Consider the following 16,316-nt stretch of genomic DNA (forward strand, 5'->3'; position numbering starts at 1 on the left):
ATCACTCGGCTCCAGCCTGCGAGACGATCCATTTCCAAACGGCACGGATCGCCGGTTCGTCTTCCCGTCCGCTTGCCACGGCGAGAAAGTAGCTGCCGGTGTCGAGCGCCGGCCCGAAGGGCTGCACCAGCGCGCCGCTGCGCAGTTCTTCGGCCGCGAGAGTGAGGCTGAGCAGCGCCACGCCGTGACCCGCGAGTGCGGCGAGGATGGCGTGGGTTTCGTCCGAGAACGACAGGCCGGCGGCCTTCATCGACCGGCCCCTGGGTGGTGCAACGCCCGCTTCGCGGAACCAGCGTGACCACGGTGCGGGCGCCACTGCGCCAGGCTGCCAGTCGGAATGGATCAGCTGGTGCTTCGGCAGGTCGCTCGCGCGCTTCAGGCCCAGCATCGGGCTGCACAGCGGCGCGTAGCGCTCGGACATCAGCTCGCGCACCACCAGGCCCGGCCAGTTGCCGCTGCCGGAGCGCACTGCAATGTCGGCGTCGCCGCGCGCCAGGTCGACCAGCGGGTCGCTGGCATGCAGCCGCAGTTCGATGCCGGGGCAGGCCTTGCGAAAAGCCGCCATGCGCGGCAGCACCCAGCGCGCGGCAAAGGCGGTGTTGGTGGTGAGCGTGACGGCCTGAGATGCGGAAGGTTGGCGCAGCCTCTCTATTCCCGCCTCGAGCGCATCGAAGCCCGCGCGCAAGTCGTCGAAGAGCCGCTGACCCGCGGGTGTCAATGCCAGCTGCCGCGTGAGCCGGCGAAACAGCGGCCGGCCGAGCGTGTCTTCGAGCGCGCGCACCTGGTGGCTGATGGCAGAGGGCGTCACCGAGAGTTCGTGCGCGGCGCGTTGAAAGCTCAGGTGCGCGGCAGCCGCTTCGAAGGCGCGCAGCGAGAGCAGCGGCGGCAGGCTGCGTGGCCGGCGAATGGATGAGCCAATTTCGTTCATCGATGGAGAAATGATCGTTTGTCGCTGAATGGGTTTATCTCTAGATTGAAGACCCGTGCAGCCATTCTGGCAGCACAAGACAGAACAGATCAACTCATCCATGAAGACCATGAACCTGAACCTTCTTCATATCGACGCCAGCGCCCGTCCGGGCCGGTCCGACATCGACGCCCACGGCTCGCACACGCGCAGGCTCTCTGCGCGCTTCGTCGAGCGCTGGCGCAAGGCCCGGCCGAACGACCGCATCGACTATCTCGACGTGGGCCAGCATCCGCCCGCACACGTCAACGGTCGCTGGATCCACGCCGCGTTCACGCCGCCCGCCGAGCGCGAACCCTGGATGGCGGACGTACTGGCCGAAAGCGACCGGCTCGTCGACCAGCTGGTTGCCGCCGACATGATCGTGGTGGGCCTGCCGATGTACAACTTCAGCGTGCCCGCGCAGTTCAAGGCATACATCGACAACATCGTTCGCGTGGGCCGCACCTTCGGCTTCGACCGTGCGCGCGGCGCGGTGCCGTACTGGCCGATGCTTGCGGAGGCCGGCAAGCGCCTGGTGCTGCTCGGCGCGCGTGGCGACCATGGCTATGACCCCGGTGGGCGCATCGCGCACATGAACCATACGGAGGGCAGCGTGCGCTCCGTGTTCGGCTACATCGGCATCACCGAGGTGTTCGACGCGGCGGTGGAGTGCGACGAGTTCGGAGGCGAGCAGCTGGCGCTGTCGATGCGGCGCACGGAACAGCGCGTGGACGATCTCGTCGACACGCTGGCGGCGCCAGGCATGCACGTGGCTGCCGCTGCTGACACCACGCTGTCAGTAGCAGCCGGATAGGATTTTTCGCTCCACTTCCGAGCGAAAAAAGATGATTCCTGACCTCTTGCTGGAGCGCTTTCCCCACCCGCCCACCGCCGAACTTTTCAGCCAGCGCGTGCTCGCAATCGACAAGGCCAAGGGCGTGATCCGCCTTAGCTTCGTGGCCACCGGTGCATTCCTCAACCCCGCGGGCGCGGTGCAGGGCGGCATCCTGGTCGCGATGCTCGACGACACGATGGGGCCGGCGCTGTGGGTCATGAACGGTGAGGAGACGTACTCCGCCACCATCGACCTCAGCGTGTCTTTTCTGGCCGCCGCGAAGCCCGGCCTGTTGTATGGCGAAGGCCGGGTCGTGCAGCGCGGCAAGACCATCGCTTTCCTCGAGGCGCAACTCAGCGATCCGGCTGGCCGCGTCGTGGCGCGCTCCACGGCCAGCGCGCGCATCGCGAAAGCCCGCTGAGCCCGCAGCAGGCTCATCGGTACGACAGCACCAACCCGTGCACCAGCCGCGTCCAGCCGTCCAGCATCACGAATAGCAGCAGCTTGAACGGCAGCGAGATGGTGGTGGGCGCGATCATCGACATGCCGAGCGCCAGCAGCACCGTGGCGACGATCAGGTCCACCACCACGAACACCAGGTAGATGATGAAGCCGATCTGGAAGGCACGCGTCAACTCGCTGAGCGTGAAGCTCGGGACCAGCACCATGAAGTCGTCGTCCCTCAATTGTTCGGCGCGCGCCTTCGGCCAGATGTTGGAGGCCGACTTCAGGAAGAACTCACGCTCGCGTTCGTGCGTGTGCTTCTGCAGGAACTCCTTCACGGGCACCTTGGCGGCGTCGATCACCGCCATGATGTCGCCCATGCTTTCGCCCTTGATCCCGAAGTTGCGGTTGCGCAGGGTGTCGCCGATGTCCATACCGACCGGCGCCATGATGTAGACCGTCAGGATGATCGCGATGCCGTTCAGCACCATGTTCGGCGGCGTCTGCTGCAGGCCCAGCGCGGTTCGCAGCAGGCCGAACACGATGACCAGCTTGGTGTAGCTCGTCACCATCAGCGCCGCGAAAGTCGCGAAGCCGAACGCGACCATCACCGCGACGAGTGTGAGAGGCTCCGGTATTCCGCCTTGCATGGGGAGCCCGCTCAGACTTCGCCGGGAGCGAACTCCGACACGCGCACGCCCAGGCGGTCGCCCACGGCGACAAGGTAGCCCTTGCCCAGCACGTTGCCGTGCGCCAGGATGCGCACCGGGCTGCGGTTGAGCGGCTCGGCCAAGTCGAACACGTGGCCGGCACGGATGCTCTTCAGCTCGCCGAGCGACAGCGACAGTTCGCCCACCTCGAAGCGCAGCGTCACCTCCAGCGCATCGAGCCGGTCGATCGGCAGGTTGACGTTGTCTGCGGCGGGCGCAGGGCCGGCGGGCGTGTCTGGCTTCATGGCACTGTCTCTCGATTGCTGAACGGTGATGCGCGAGCCCTCGGCAACGGCCGAGAGGTGCAGCCCGCTAGGGCCTCCCAACTCGGCAGTAACGACGATCGCGGCACCCGAAGAACTCCATTGCTCGATGCCGACGATGTCGCCGGGGCGGATGCTGCTGATCTCGCGAAGCTGGATCGGCGTGCTGCCGAGCCGGAAGCTCACCGGCATGCGCAACGCATGAAAGGCTTCGCTCGTTCGCACGGCATGGCGAGGTCCGGTGGCCGCGGGCACGAGGGCGTCGAGCGTGGCGGCATCGTCGAACTGCACGCAGCCGCGCAGCATCGCGCCGCCGTCCGATGGCGTGGCAACGAAGAAGGCGGCGCGCTCGGGGTCGCAATGCATGAGCGGCTGTTCTCGCTGTTCGCGGGTGTCGCGGGTGTCGTGGCCATCACGCGCGGAGCGCGCCTCGGCCGCCGAAGGCTGCCATTCGAAATGCAGGCGCAGCGCCTTCTCGAGCGCATCGATCACAGGGTGAAGCGCGTCGGCCAGAAGGATGTAGCGCAGGTCGCGCGGCAGCAGGTCGATGCGGCGCTCGCCGAGCAGCGCCTGCATGCTCGGCGCATCCATGGCGAGATGGCCGATGTGTGCGCCAAGCTTGAAGCTGTAGCGCTCGCGGGTGGTGTGGGCAAAGGCTTCGTCGTGGTGCCACGCGAGGCGGTAGCTCGTGCCCTTGGCCGCCAGGCCGTGCCATGGCGCCGCCGCATGGAGGCGGTTGAGCGCACGCACATTCGCTGCATCGGCGCGAGGCAAGGTGCGAGCCTCGCCGAGCTCGGTCACCGCTTCAGCAGGCCCGGTCGGCATGCATGCTTTCGTTCGAACAACTTCTGCGTCTTGTCACTATCTACGTACTTTCAAGCAATGCGAACACCTTGGCATCGGGTCGGCGCAGCTTAGCGAAAGGGGCAGGGCGCAGGTAGTACGCAAAAGCGTAGTGCCGTGCACGCCACAGGTCCTTCGTACTTACGAGAACTCGTGGTTGCCGTGGACGGAGGGCGGCGCTTAGAGTCCACCGCGACGTGAGGTTCTTCACGCTCGATGTGCGTCGCGATGCGATTCGCATCCAACAAAAACTCCAAGAAATTCAATAGAGCAAGGACGCAATGGCGAGTCCCTCGCGATCATTCCAACCGTACCGCGGTAGCTTTCGCGACCTGCTGGGCAATGCCGGCCGCTACAACGACCTGCTGCTCGCGGGCCTGCTCGTGGTGGTGGTGGCGTTGTTCGTGCTGCCGCTGCCCACGCCGCTGCTCGACCTGTTGATTGCGAGCAACCTGGCCATCAGCCTGGTGCTGTTGATCGTCGCGATGTATGTGCCTTCGGCGCTGTCGCTGTCGACCTTTCCGTCGCTTCTTCTGTTCACCACCTTGTTCCGGCTTGCGCTCAACATCGCGTCGACCAAGCTGATCCTGCTGCAAGCCAATGCCGGCCACATCATCGAGACCTTCGGCAAGCTGATCGTCGGCAACAACGTGGTGGTGGGCGGCGTGGTGTTCCTCATCATCGCCATCGTGCAGTTCATCGTGATCGCCAAGGGTTCGGAGCGCGTGGCCGAGGTGGCGGCGCGCTTCGCACTCGATGCCATGCCGGGCAAGCAGATGAGCATCGATGCCGACGTGCGCGCCGGAGTGCTTTCTTCCGCCAAGGCGCAGAAGCAGCGCCGGCTGCTGGAGCAGGAGTGCCAGCTGCACGGCGCGATGGACGGCGCGATGAAGTTCGTGAAAGGCGATGCCATTGCCAGCATAGTGATCGCGCTGGTCAACATTCTTGCGGGCATTGCCATCGGCACGCTGATGCACGACATGACGCTGGGCGGCGCGCTGCAGCGCTACGCCATCCTGACGGTGGGCGACGGCATGGTGTCGCAGATTCCGTCGCTGCTGGTGTCGATTGCGGCGGGCATCGTCATCACGCGCGTGAGCACCGGCGACCGCCGAGACTCGCAGCTCGCGCAGCAGATCGGCGACCAGCTGATGGCACATCCTCGTGCGCTCATCATCGCTGGCCTGGCTGTGGCGAGCTTCCTCGTCGTGCCGGGTTTCCCGAAATGGGTGTTCGGCCTGCTGGCCGCCATCCTGCTCGGCCTGGGCTTCGCGATGCGCATGCTGCGGCAGCAACGCAACACGCCCGGTTGGATCTCGCACGGCGGCGGCGTGGCCGCCGAAGAGACCGATACCGATCACGCCATCGCTGCGCCGCTGGCGGTGCGCCTGTCGACTGGCCTGCGCAGCTCCGTCGATCGCTACGTGCTCGACCAGCACTTGTCGCTGGTCAAGAACTCGGTGGAGTCAGACCTCGGACCGATCTTTCCGCGCTTGCAGCTGAACTATGTCGATGGCATGGCCGACAACGAGTACCAGGTGCTGGTGCACGACGTGGCGGTGGCCCGCGGCATGCTCAAGCCCGGGTGGTTGTTGCTCGACCCGGCACAGGCAGTTTCGACCCCGCCTGGCGCGGAGGTCGCCGAGCCTTTCGGCCCCTTCGCGCGGGTTGTCTGGGTGCCGACCCCGGAGCCCGGCATGACGACATGGACCGGCGCGGAAGTGGTTGGCCTGCATGTCGACCATACCGTGCGCCGCCACGTGAAGGACCTGATCGGCCTGCAGGAAGTGCAGCGCCTGCTTCACTCGGTGCAGCGCGATGCGCCCGAACTTGCGGCCGAGGTGCTGCGCGTGGCCTCCGCGCAGCGCATTGCCGAGGTGCTGCGCCGGCTGCTGCAGGAAGGCATTCCGATCCGCAACCTGCACGCCATCTTCGAAAGCCTGACCATGTGGGCCGCCAAGGAACAGGACGGCATTGCGCTGACCGAGCTGGTGCGCATCCATCTAGGGCGCTACATCACGAGCCGCTATGTCGGCGCGAACCGGCAGCTCGAGGCGATCCTGTTCGAGTCCAGCCTGCTCGACCGCGTGCAGAACGCCATCGAGCGTTCGCCGCGCGGCAACCTGCTGCTGCTGAGCCCGGCCGTCACGCAGGACATCCGCGAGCAGCTCCGCCGCATTCTGGGTTCCACCGCCAACCGCGTGGTGGCCATCGCTTCATCGGACGTGCGCCGCTACATCAAGAACCTCATCGAGCCGGTGGCACCGCACATGGCGGTGCTGTCCTATCAGGAAATAGACGACGACGTGGCCCTGCAACCCGTGGGCTGGATCACCAATCCCCAAGCGCATTGATGAACGACAACAACGACCTGTTTCCCGAGGGAGCCGAAGCCCACCATGACACCGCAGAACATTCTGGACATCACGCGCGAGGGCCTGCTGCTCGTGCTGTGGATCTCGCTGCCGGTGGTGGTGGTGGCCACGCTGTCGTCGCTCATCGTGGCGGTGCTGCAGGCGGTGACGCAGGTGCAGGACCAGAGCATCGGCCAGTCGGTGCGGCTCATCGCGGTGATGGTGGCGATCATCGTCACCGCCGGCTGGCTGGGCCGCGACGTGATGCGCTTCGCGGAGCGCGCTTTCCTGTCGCTGACAACGCTCTCATGACTGCCGCGATGCGGATCGTTGCGCGCCTTGTTCTCGTCCGCCGGCAGGCCTTCATGATGCTTGGCGGGGCCGTGCTCATGCTGCTGCTCGTGCAGCACAGCCTGGCCGCGGAGTTCCGCTGGCAGAACAGGCCTTTCCAGATCGTTGCCAACGAAAAGCCGCTTGGCGACTTCCTGCGCGAGCTGGCCTCCTCGCAGGGCATCACGGCGGTGATCGATCCCAAGGTCAACGGCGTCATCAGCGGCAAGTTCGACGGGTCCGCGAAGAACATCCTGAACAGCGTGTGCTCGGTCAACGGGCTCACCTGGTATTTCGACGGCGCCTTTCTGTTCGTCGACCTGGCCGCCGATGCGAAGAGCGAGGTACTGCCGATCGCGGCAGAGAACGCCGGGCGCATTGCCGAGACGCTGGTGCGGCTGCACATCTCCGACGAGCGCTATCCGCTCAGCATCAGCGAGCGCGACGCCAGCGTCTACGTGACGGGCCCGCGCCGCTATGTGGAGATGGTGCGCCAGGCGGTGAAGCTTGCGGACCAGAAGACCGCGATGGCTGAAGGCGCCGAGATCCGGCTGTTTCCGCTCAAGTACGCCTGGGCCTCCGACTTTCGCATCAACCGGTCGGGCAAGGAGACGGTGATTCCGGGCGTGGCCAACGTGCTGCGCAGCCTGTACGGGCGAAACGGCAACCAGGCCTCCGGCGGCGGATCGGGCGGGCGCGGAACCAGCGGGCCCCTCTCAGTGGGGCCGAACAGGCAGATCAAGCTGCGCAGTGGCGAGACCATCAACGCCCCCAAGATCGACATTGCTGGCGCGGGCTCGGGCGGCGATGCCGCCACGCTGGGCGGCATGTCGAGCATCGTCGGCAACGAGCTGCCGCAATTCCAGGCCGACACGCGCATGAACGCCGTGCTGGTGCGCGACATGCCCGACAAGATGGCGCAGTACGCGCGGTTGATCGAATCGATGGACACGCGCCCGCGGCTGGTGGAGATCGAGGTGACCATCATGGACATCAGCTCCGATACCCTCAGCAGCCTGGGCGTCGACTGGCGCCTGCACGGGCGGCACGGCGACTTCCAGACCGGCCGCGGCGACCGCGGGCCGCTGACCTGGGGCGGCGCCGGCAGTGAAGCCGGCCAGATCGGGAGCTTCGACACCACGGGCAATCCGCTCACGCCGCTGGGCGGCATGTTCACCGCCGCCATCGGCAACAGCGCACGCAACTACCTGCTGGCCCGCGTGACGGCGCTGGCCACCAACGGCAGCGCCAACTTCGTGGCCCGCCCCAAGGTGATGACGCTGGACAACACCGAGGCGGTGCTCGAGAACCTGAGCGAGTTCTACGTGCGCGTGGACGGCTTCCAGGACGCGGGCCTGTTCAGCATCACCGCCGGTACCGCCGTGCGCGTGACGCCGCTCATCATCGACGAGAAGGCCGGGCGCGGCGTGATGATGTCGATCGACATCGTCGATGGCGACCTTAGCCCGCAATCCGTCGACAAGATTCCGATCGTGCGCCGCCGCACGGTCAACACGCAGGCGCTGGTCGACGAAGGCGCGAGCCTGCTGATTGCCGGCTACTCGTCGGAAGAGAAGAGCAATGCGATCACCGGCGTTCCGCTGCTGAAGGACATCCCCGGCGTGGGCGGCCTCTTCAGGTACACCGACAAGAAGCAGGCCAACATGGAGCGCTTCTATCTGCTGACGCCGCGCCTCGTGACGCCAGGCTCCACGGCCTCGGTGCCGATGTTGCCCCTGCCCGAGCCCGGAGGTTGACGATGAATGGCGAAGTTCCGTTCGACGACGACGCCCGTGCCGAGCCAGCGGCCCCGCAAGGCGCGCAGGCCGCCGGCTGGTGCCTGCGCTTCCTGAGCGGCGCGGTGAAGGGCCGCACCATCGTGCTCAAGCCCGGCATCAACGTGCTCGGCTCGGGCGGCGAATGCGAGGTGATGCTGCCGGGCGGCGACGTGCTGCCGCGCCACCTCGCGTTCACCGTCGGCGAGCTGGTGGTGTCGATGCAGCGCCTGGGCACCGCCTCGGCGCACCTCAACGGCGAGGAGATGCAGCAGCCGCGCAAGAGCGTGGTGGCCGGCGACATCGTGAGCGTCGGCCAGATCGACTTTCAGCTCGACCGCACCTATCCGGCCAGCGCGCAGGAAGACCGCATGTTTGCGCCGGTGCACGGCGCGCTGCCCGAAGGCGAGGCGCTGACTCAGCAGCCGGGCGCGAGGGCGCAGCGGCTGGGCCTGTGGGTGGGCGGCGTGGTGGCGCTCCTGGCAGTGCTCGGGCTCGCGGCCACGGCGCTGATCGGCGATGGCGGCGGCGCCATGAACAGCGGCAGCGTGAACCTGGCAGAGGTGGAAAAGGCACTCGTGCCGTTCCCCGAGGTCGAGGTGATCGCAGCGCCGGGTGGACAGTTCGGCGTCAAGGGGTATGTGGAATCGAAGCAGCGCCGCAAGACGCTGGAAGACGCCATGGCGCGCTTCGGCAGCAGGGTCAGCGTCAACGTGCATTCGGCCGAGGACATGGTCGAGCAGGCGCGCCGCTATGTCGACGATCCCGGCGTGGCCGTGACCTACACCGGCCAGGGCCGGCTGGCGCTGACCGGTACGGTGGAAGACGCCGCCGTGCGGCAGAAGATCCGCCGCCTCAGCGAAGACCTGCATCCCTCGGTGCTGGTTTCCGACAAGGTGCAGTACCGCGAGAAACCCAAGACCGAGAGCAAGGACGACGACATGCGCGCCCAGTGGGACAGCTGGCAGAGCGTGCTGCCGGCCCGCATGGTGAGCATCACCGAGGACGGCGAGGGCCTGCGCCACATCCAGCTCTCGAACGGCAACCGCTACTACGAAGGTTCGGTGCTGCGCTCCGGCGCCGAACTGAAGCGTATCGACGCCGACGGACTGGTCCTGAGCGGCGGCGTGCCCAACAAGAAACCCGCGAGGTGAGAGACATGCACGGTCATGCCGCTTTCATCCCGCGCTCCCCGATTTCATGCGTCGGCGCCGTCGGCACGCCGCATGGAATGGCTTCGTTCCCCAAGGGCAACGGAGCGCTTTCATCCGCAAGTGAAAACCTTAAACCTTTGACAGGAGTTCCCCTATGAGCGCAGTCGACACCTCGATCCAGCAAATGCAGCAAGCCGCGGCCGACCAGGCTCGCCTGATGAGCGTCAGCATGGCTGCGGGCGCCACCATCTCGGGCGCAGCCGCCACGGCACAAACGGTCAACGGCGCCAACGCCGCCGGCACCGAAGTGGCGAAGTCCACCGGCAACGACATCCGCCAGTCCGCCAAGCAGAACTGACGGGGAGGCCCGCGCGAAGCCGCGAGGCTTCGCGCGGCCCTTTCTATTCCGAGGAGAGTGAAACATGACCGATCCCATTGCGTCGGCAGCCGTTGGCGCGTCGCCACCGGAAGCCGCGGCCTCCGCCTCATCACAAGCTGTGCAGGCTGCGCAGCAGTCCACCGCCAGCCCGTCGCGCTTCGAGCCGGGTGAGACGCGCATGTTCGCCAACATGATGCAGGGCGTGCAGGCACCGGGCGGAACGGCCGCGCCCAGCGCGATCGGCGACGCGGCCAAGTCGCTGGCCGCGCAGCTGTCGGGCAACGTGCGCTCCATCGAGGACATGCGCAAGAGCATGCTCGAGTCCATCGATTTCGCAGACCCCATCAAGACCATGTTCGTGATGACCGACCACGCCATGGAAGCCAACATGATGTTTGCGCGAATGCATATTTCCACCGGGCTGGCCAGCGCCGCGACCAGCCTGTTCGGCAGCCTGCTGAAGAACCAGCAATGAAGACGCTCCCACGCCCGCGCTGGCTGGCCGCGCTCGTGCTGTTGCTGGCATTGGCCGGCTGCAAGGTCGCGCTCTATTCCAACCTCAAGGAGCAGGAGGCCAACGAGATCGTCGCGGCCCTGTCGGCCGAAGGCATCGGCGCGGCCAAGACGAAGCTGGAAGGCAGCAACTGGCAGGTCGAGGTCGAGGAAGACCGCCTGAGCCAGGCGCTGGACGTGCTGCGGGTGCAGGGCCTGCCGGCCGAGCGCTACGTCAGCATGGGCGAGGTGTTCCAGAAGCAGGGCCTGGTGTCCACGCCTTCGGAGGAACGCATGCGCTACATCTATGCGATGTCGCAGGAGTTGTCGCAAACCTTGCGCAACGTCGACGGCGTGGTGTCTGCACGGGTGCACGTGGTCATCCCGGCCAACGATCCGCTCAGCGAAAAGATCCGGCCCTCGTCCGCGGCGGTGTTCATCAAGCACCGTCCCGATGTGGACCTGCGCCTGCTGGCGCCGGCCGTGAAGGACATGGTGGCCCACAGCATCGAAGGCCTCACGCACGACCAGGTGTCGCTGTCGCTGTTCGAGGCGCGCCGCACCACCGGCGCCGCGGCCGCGGGCCACGCGCCCGGCGCGCCGATGGTGCTCGGCATTCTCTCGACGCAGACGGCCATGGTGCTGCTGGGCCTGCTGCTGCTGGCCGCCGTCTGCCTCATGGTGCTGCCCACGCTGCTGCGGCGCCAAGGCCAGGACTGGCGCACCTGGATGCGCCGCCAGGTGCTCAACAAGCGCTGAGCGCACGCCCATGCACGGATCGACCGCAGCGCCGCAACCCGTTCCAGCCATGCCCGGCCCGATGGATCTGGTGCGCCTGGTGATGCGCTTCAACCTGCATCCCGAGGCCGACCTGCATCCGAGCTGGCTGCCGCCGGACTGGCCGGCGCGGCACCGGTCGGTGGCGCGCATGGGGCCCGCCGGCCGCGCCGTTCTGGCCGAGCTGCTGCGCCGGCGGCAGGCGCCGGAACCCGTGCAACCACGCGTCGCGGCCGACTACAACTTCGACTCGCGGCTCAAGCGGCTGGCGCTGCTCGACGCCGCCTCGCTGCGCCGTCTCTCGGCGTACCTGGGCTTCTGCGTGCACATGCCGCTTTTCAGGCTGCGCGGCGGTGCCGGCCTGCAGATCCGGCGCCAGGCGCGTCGTTTCGACCGCGACGCCGTCGACTTCGTGCTCGACCGCGTGCCCCAGCTCACCGAACTGCGCATGGACAGCACCGTACTGCAGCAGCGCCCCCTGGCCACGGGCCGCGTGGTGCTCGACCGCGGCTACCGCCTGCTGCTGGGCGCTGCCGCGTCCGAAGGGGCGCTGGTGCAGGGCCGCTTGAAGCACAAGCTGCCGCGCCGCATCTCCGCCTTGAGCGTGCCGGCATTGGAGCCGCGCCAGGCTTCGCAACTCAACGAATTGATGCTCTCCTGCATCGTTCCCGAAAGACTGCCGCAATGGGACTGGCTTTTCTGATCACCACCGACAACCTGCAGCTTCTGAGCGAGCGCAAGGTGCTGAAGGAGAACGAATACGCGGCGCTGCTCGATGCGGCCGCTGTGGTCGACACCGCGCGCAAGGAAGCAGCGCGAATCGGCCAGCAAGCCGAGGACGGGGCGGAAGTCAGCCGTCGCAAAGGCTACGAGGAAGGGCTGGCACAGGCCCGCGCCGAATACGCCACGCAGCTCGTGTCCGAAAGCATGGCCGTCGAGCGGCAACTGCACGCGCTGCGCACGTCGATGGCGCAGATCGTCGTCAAGGCGGTGGGGCAATTCCTGTCGGAGGCCGATCCGGCAGTGCTGTTTCGCTCGGCCCTGGTGCGCGTGGAGGCGCTGCTGCGCGCGGAGTCGTTCATCACGGTGCGCGTGGCGCCTGCGCAGGAAGCCAACATGCGCGAGACGCTGCACCGGCTGCGCAGCGACGCCAACTGGACCATGGCCATGACCATCACGCCCGATCCCGATCTGCCGCCCGGTGCCTGCATGGTGCAAACCTCGACCGGCGTGCTCGAGATCGGTGTCGACGCCCAGCTGGAGGCCTTTCGCCGCGCGGTCGAACAGAGCGGCATGCTGCCATCGGGGAGGCTTCAATGAGCGCACGACCAGCCGCGGCACCGCGCGGCGTCGGCATGTCCAGCGCGGCCCTGGACATCGTGGCCGAGCTGGAAGCGGCTTTCGCGCATGTCACGCCGGTGGCCATGCGCGGCCGGGTCAGCAAGGCGGTCGGCATGCTGATCGACGCCACCGGCATCCAGGCCCACGTGGGCGAGTTGTGCGAGTTGGTCACGCCCGGCGAGCCGCCACTGCTGGCCGAAGTGGTGGGCTTTCGTGGCAACACGGCCATCCTCACGCCGATGGGCCCGATCACCGGCATCTCGGCGCTGACCGAGGTGGTGCCGACCGGCCGCGGCCACGCATGCCCGGTTGGTGCGAACCTGCTGGGCCGCGTGCTCGACGCACTGGGCCAGCCCATCGACGATCTCGGCCCGCTTGCCACGCACACGCGACTGCCGGTGCACCGCGAGCCGGTGAGCCCGCTCGCGCGGCGCATGATCGACGCGCCGCTGGCCACCGGCATCCGCGCCGTCGACACGCTGCTGACGCTGGGCGAAGGCCAGCGCATCGGCGTGTTCGCACCGCCCGGCGTGGGCAAGAGCACCTTGCTCGGCATGCTGGCGCGCGGCTCGACGGCCGAGGTGAACGTGATCGCGCTGATCGGCGAGCGCGGACGCGAGGTGAAGGAGTTCATCGAGCACAACCTCGGTCCCGAGGGGCTGGCCAGGACCGTGATGGTGGTCTCCACCTCCGACCGGCCGCCGATGGAGCGCATCAAGTCGGCCTATGCGGCAACGACCATCGCCGAGCACTTTCGCGACCAGGGCAAGAAGGTGTTGCTGCTGGTCGATTCGCTCACGCGCTTTGCGCGCGCGCAGCGCGAGATCGGCCTCGCGAGCGGCGAGCCGCCCACGCGCCGCAGCTACCCGCCATCGATTTTCTCGATGCTGCCGCAGCTGCTGGAGCGTGCGGGGCAGGGCAAGACCGGGTCCATCACCGCCGTGTACTCGGTGCTCACCGAAGGCGACGAAGAGAACGACCCGATCGCCGAAGAGGTGCGCTCCATTCTCGACGGCCACATCGTGCTCTCGCGCAAGATCGCGGCGGCCAACCGCTACCCGGCCATCGACGTGCTGGCCAGCATCAGCCGCGTGATGCCGCTGGTGGCTTCGCGCCAGCATTGTGCGGCGGCCGCGCACTTTCGCAGCTTGCTGGCCAAGTACCAGGAGATGGAGTTGCTGGTGCAGATCGGCGAATACAGGCCGGGCACCGATGCGCTGGCCGACGAGGCGATCCGGGCGCGGCCCGCGATGCTCGACTTCCTGTCGCAGCCGCCGAAGACCAGCCTGCCTTTCGATCAGTCGCTCGCAGCGTTGCTGCGCCGGGCACCCCGAACGGAGCAGGCTGCATGAGCGTCGACTGGAAGCTCCTGGCCGACGTGCGCGAGCGGCAGAAAACCGTGGCCATGGGAGTGGTCGCACGCGACCGCGCGGCCGCCGAAGAGAGCCAGGCGCAACTGCGGCAGGCCGAGGCCGCGGAGCAGCAACAGGTGCAGAACAAGCTGCAGCACTGGGAGGCCACGCGCGGTGCGATGTTGGGCGGCCAGGTCAGCGTGGCGGAGTTCCGCCATGCGGGCGCCTGGAGCAGCGCGCTCGATGCGCAGATCGCCGAGGCCGGCCAGGTCACCGCGCAGACCGCGCGGGCGCACTCGGAACGCGAGCAGGTGCTGGAAGAAAGCCGGCGCCAGTTGCGCGCTGCCCACGGCGAGCTCGAGAAAGCGCGGCAGATGCAGCAGCGCGCACGCTCCGAGCACCTGCACCTGCAGGAGCTGCGGATCGAAGACACGAACGAAGAGAGCACCGCGCAGGCCTGGGCCATGCGCCGGCCCGCCTGAGCAAGGAGCATCCGATGGAAAGCTTCGAACTCGGCCACATGGAGCAGTTTTTCTCGGCGGTGGTGCTGACGCTGCCGAGGCTGTTCGCGATCTTCGCGGTGGTGCCTTTCCTGTCGGACGGCATGATCACCGGCACTGTGCGCAACGGCATCCTGCTGATGCTCGCGATTTTCATGTCGCCGGTGGCGGGCGAGGTGCCGGCCGCGTCGATGGCCACCTGGGTTTTCATTGCCGGCAAGGAGGCGCTGATCGGCGTGTTGCTCGGCCTGGGCTTCGGCATCTTCATCTGGGCCATCCAGAGCGTGGGCGACCTGATCGACTTCCAGACCGGCTCCAGCAACGCCTCCTTCTTCGACCCGGTGGCGGGGCACGAGAACGGCGCGACAAGCGAGTTTCTGGGTTGGATGGTCATCACGCTCTTCGTGTCGGCCGGCGGCCTGCTCGCGATGCTCGGCGTGATCGTCGACTCCTACCGCATCTGGCCGGTCGGCTCCTTCTTTCCCAACGTGGGCCTGGTGCTCGAGCAGTTCGCGATCCGCCAGGGCGACACGCTGTTTCTCTGGATCGTGAAGCTGGCCTCGCCCGTCATCGTGGTGCTGCTGCTGGTGGAACTGGGCGTGGGGCTGGTGGGCCGGGTGGCGCCGCAGCTCAACGTGTTCGTGTTTGCGCAGCCCCTCAAGAGCCTGCTGGCGCATCTGATGATGCTGCTGTTCCTGTTCTTCGTGTACGAGTCGCTGCAGGACTTTCTGCGGCCCGAGAACGGCGTGCTCGATTTCCTGCGGTCCACGCTGTAGCGGACGAAGCATGGCAGAGAAAGACCAGGACCCTACCGCCAAGCGCCTGCGCGATGCCCGCAAGCGCGGCGAGGTGGTGTTCAGCACCGACGTGGCCTCGACCGTGGTGTTCGTGGTGGTCGTGGTGTCTCTGTGGCTGGGCGGGCAGCTCATCTACAACCTGCTGCGCGAGCTGTGGCTGCATGCGACCAGCACCACTTTGCTGACGGCGCCCGACGACCGTTTTGTCGAATTGCTGCTGCACACCGGCGAGACGCTGGTGTGGGGCACGTTGCCGATCATGGCCATTGCCGCCGCGGCGGGCATCGTGGGCTCGCTGTTCCAGGTGGGCGGCATCGCGGCCTGGGAGCGCCTGAAACCCGACGTGAACCGCATGAACCCCGCAGAGGGCCTGGCGCGCATCTTCTCGACGCGCAGCCTCATCAACCTGCTGAAGATGTGCACCAAGACCGCGTTGCTTGCCGTGCTGATGTTCGTGGTGGTGCGCGGCTTCGTCGACACGGCGCTCAAGCTGGGCTATGCGCGGCCAGAAGGAATCATGACGGCCGCGGCGCACATGGTGCTGGTCGCCTTCGGCTGGGCGGTGGTGATCTACGTCGTGATGGCCATGGTCGACTACGCGCACGAGCACCACGAGTTCATGAAGAAGCAGCGGATGTCCGTCGAGGAGATCCGCCAGGAACACAAGGAGATGGAGGGCGACCCCATCAACCGCTCGCGCCGCCGCTCGGCCCACTTCGAGGCGGTGTACGCGAGCCTCAACGACCGGGTGCGCGCGGCATCGGCGGTGATCCATTCGCCGCGCGTGGCCGTCGCGCTGCAATACCTCGGCGAGACCGACCTGCCGCGCGTGATCGCGCGCGGCGAGGGCGAGGTGGCCGCACAGATACGACGCTTCGCGAGCGAAGGATTGATACCGACCGAATTCGAGCCCGCGCTGGCCGAGCGCATCTACGACGAAGTACCCGAAGACCAGCCGATCCCGCGCGCGCTGTATGCGCCCGTGGCCAGGCTGCTGCGTTGGGCGCAGGGCAGCGAATGA

General features: G+C 67.2%; 18 protein-coding genes. 15 read left to right on the forward strand and 3 right to left on the reverse strand.

Going from position 1 to position 16,316, the window contains the following annotated elements:
* Position 1 precedes the first annotated feature (1 nt).
* Entirely contained in the window at positions 2–928 is a 927-nt protein-coding gene (gene gcvA, locus BLR24_RS18335; protein WP_093019433.1) for a transcriptional regulator GcvA, read from the reverse strand.
* 100 nt (positions 929–1,028) lie between these two features.
* Between gcvA and BLR24_RS18340 the strand changes: the two genes are divergently transcribed.
* Together BLR24_RS18340 and BLR24_RS18345 are read left to right on the forward strand one after the other, a co-directional pair.
* On the forward strand, positions 1,029–1,763 hold the full coding sequence (locus tag BLR24_RS18340; RefSeq protein ID WP_093019598.1) for an FMN-dependent NADH-azoreductase: 735 nt from the start codon (positions 1,029–1,031) through the stop codon (positions 1,761–1,763).
* Between the two features lie 31 nt (positions 1,764–1,794).
* Positions 1,795–2,205 (forward strand): PaaI family thioesterase, encoded by a 411-nt coding sequence (locus BLR24_RS18345; protein ID WP_093019435.1) that lies wholly within the window; start codon positions 1,795–1,797, stop codon positions 2,203–2,205.
* Between the two features lie 13 nt (positions 2,206–2,218).
* On the opposite strand, the gene sctR is transcribed toward BLR24_RS18345, so the two are convergent.
* Both sctR and sctQ read right to left on the reverse strand, forming a co-directional pair.
* Positions 2,219–2,878, reverse strand: a complete 660-nt coding sequence (gene sctR, locus BLR24_RS18350; protein WP_093019437.1) for a type III secretion system export apparatus subunit SctR — start codon at positions 2,876–2,878, stop codon at positions 2,219–2,221.
* A gap of 11 nt (positions 2,879–2,889) precedes the next feature.
* A complete protein-coding gene (gene sctQ / locus BLR24_RS18355) occupies positions 2,890–4,026 on the reverse strand; it encodes a type III secretion system cytoplasmic ring protein SctQ (RefSeq protein WP_093019439.1) in 1,137 nt (378 codons plus the stop codon).
* A 299-nt stretch (positions 4,027–4,325) separates the two neighbouring features.
* Here sctQ and sctV point away from each other — a divergent pair, with 299 nt between their 5' ends.
* The 13 genes from sctV (at position 4,326) to BLR24_RS18420 (ending at position 16,316) form a co-directional block, all read left to right on the forward strand.
* On the forward strand, positions 4,326–6,398 hold the full coding sequence (sctV, locus tag BLR24_RS18360) for a type III secretion system export apparatus subunit SctV (protein ID WP_093019441.1): 2,073 nt from the start codon (positions 4,326–4,328) through the stop codon (positions 6,396–6,398).
* A 45-nt stretch (positions 6,399–6,443) separates the two neighbouring features.
* Complete coding sequence (gene sctS / locus BLR24_RS18365; protein WP_093019443.1) at positions 6,444–6,710, forward strand: type III secretion system export apparatus subunit SctS; 267 nt, start codon at positions 6,444–6,446, stop codon at positions 6,708–6,710.
* The gene (gene sctC, locus BLR24_RS18370; protein WP_254787417.1) at positions 6,707–8,485 is read left to right on the forward strand and encodes a type III secretion system outer membrane ring subunit SctC; all 1,779 of its coding nucleotides are present in this window, start codon (positions 6,707–6,709) and stop codon (positions 8,483–8,485) included. Before sctS ends, sctC begins: the two co-directional genes overlap by 4 nt.
* Before the next feature lie 2 nt (positions 8,486–8,487).
* Positions 8,488–9,657, forward strand: a complete 1,170-nt coding sequence (locus BLR24_RS18375) for an FHA domain-containing protein (RefSeq protein ID WP_093019445.1) — start codon at positions 8,488–8,490, stop codon at positions 9,655–9,657.
* A 154-nt stretch (positions 9,658–9,811) separates the two neighbouring features.
* Positions 9,812–10,015: a hypothetical protein gene (locus BLR24_RS18380; RefSeq protein WP_007834711.1), complete on the forward strand. Its 204-nt coding sequence runs from the start codon at positions 9,812–9,814 to the stop codon at positions 10,013–10,015.
* 64 nt (positions 10,016–10,079) lie between these two features.
* Positions 10,080–10,511, forward strand: coding sequence for a hypothetical protein (locus tag BLR24_RS18385; protein ID WP_093019447.1), 432 nt, complete (start codon positions 10,080–10,082; stop codon positions 10,509–10,511).
* Positions 10,508–11,287: a type III secretion system inner membrane ring lipoprotein SctJ gene (gene sctJ / locus BLR24_RS18390; RefSeq protein WP_093019449.1), complete on the forward strand. Its 780-nt coding sequence runs from the start codon at positions 10,508–10,510 to the stop codon at positions 11,285–11,287. Before BLR24_RS18385 ends, sctJ begins: the two co-directional genes overlap by 4 nt.
* Positions 11,288–11,297: 10 nt before the next feature.
* Positions 11,298–12,008 (forward strand): type III secretion system protein, encoded by a 711-nt coding sequence (locus BLR24_RS18395; protein ID WP_093019451.1) that lies wholly within the window; start codon positions 11,298–11,300, stop codon positions 12,006–12,008.
* Positions 11,990–12,625 (forward strand): type III secretion system stator protein SctL, encoded by a 636-nt coding sequence (sctL, locus tag BLR24_RS18400; RefSeq protein ID WP_093019453.1) that lies wholly within the window; start codon positions 11,990–11,992, stop codon positions 12,623–12,625. The genes BLR24_RS18395 and sctL overlap by 19 nt, the downstream gene beginning before the upstream one ends.
* Complete coding sequence (locus BLR24_RS18405; RefSeq protein ID WP_302848513.1) at positions 12,622–13,998, forward strand: FliI/YscN family ATPase; 1,377 nt, start codon at positions 12,622–12,624, stop codon at positions 13,996–13,998. The genes sctL and BLR24_RS18405 overlap by 4 nt, the downstream gene beginning before the upstream one ends.
* A complete protein-coding gene (locus BLR24_RS18410) occupies positions 13,995–14,480 on the forward strand; it encodes a serine kinase (RefSeq protein WP_093019455.1) in 486 nt (161 codons plus the stop codon). The genes BLR24_RS18405 and BLR24_RS18410 overlap by 4 nt, the downstream gene beginning before the upstream one ends.
* A 14-nt stretch (positions 14,481–14,494) precedes the next feature.
* Positions 14,495–15,274 (forward strand): type III secretion system export apparatus subunit SctT, encoded by a 780-nt coding sequence (sctT, locus tag BLR24_RS18415; RefSeq protein WP_093019457.1) that lies wholly within the window; start codon positions 14,495–14,497, stop codon positions 15,272–15,274.
* 10 nt (positions 15,275–15,284) lie between these two features.
* Positions 15,285–16,316 (forward strand): EscU/YscU/HrcU family type III secretion system export apparatus switch protein, encoded by a 1,032-nt coding sequence (locus BLR24_RS18420; protein ID WP_093019459.1) that lies wholly within the window; start codon positions 15,285–15,287, stop codon positions 16,314–16,316.

The sequence above is a fragment of the Variovorax sp. OV700 genome, from assembly GCF_900099805.1.
GTDB lineage: Bacteria > Pseudomonadota > Gammaproteobacteria > Burkholderiales > Burkholderiaceae_C > Variovorax.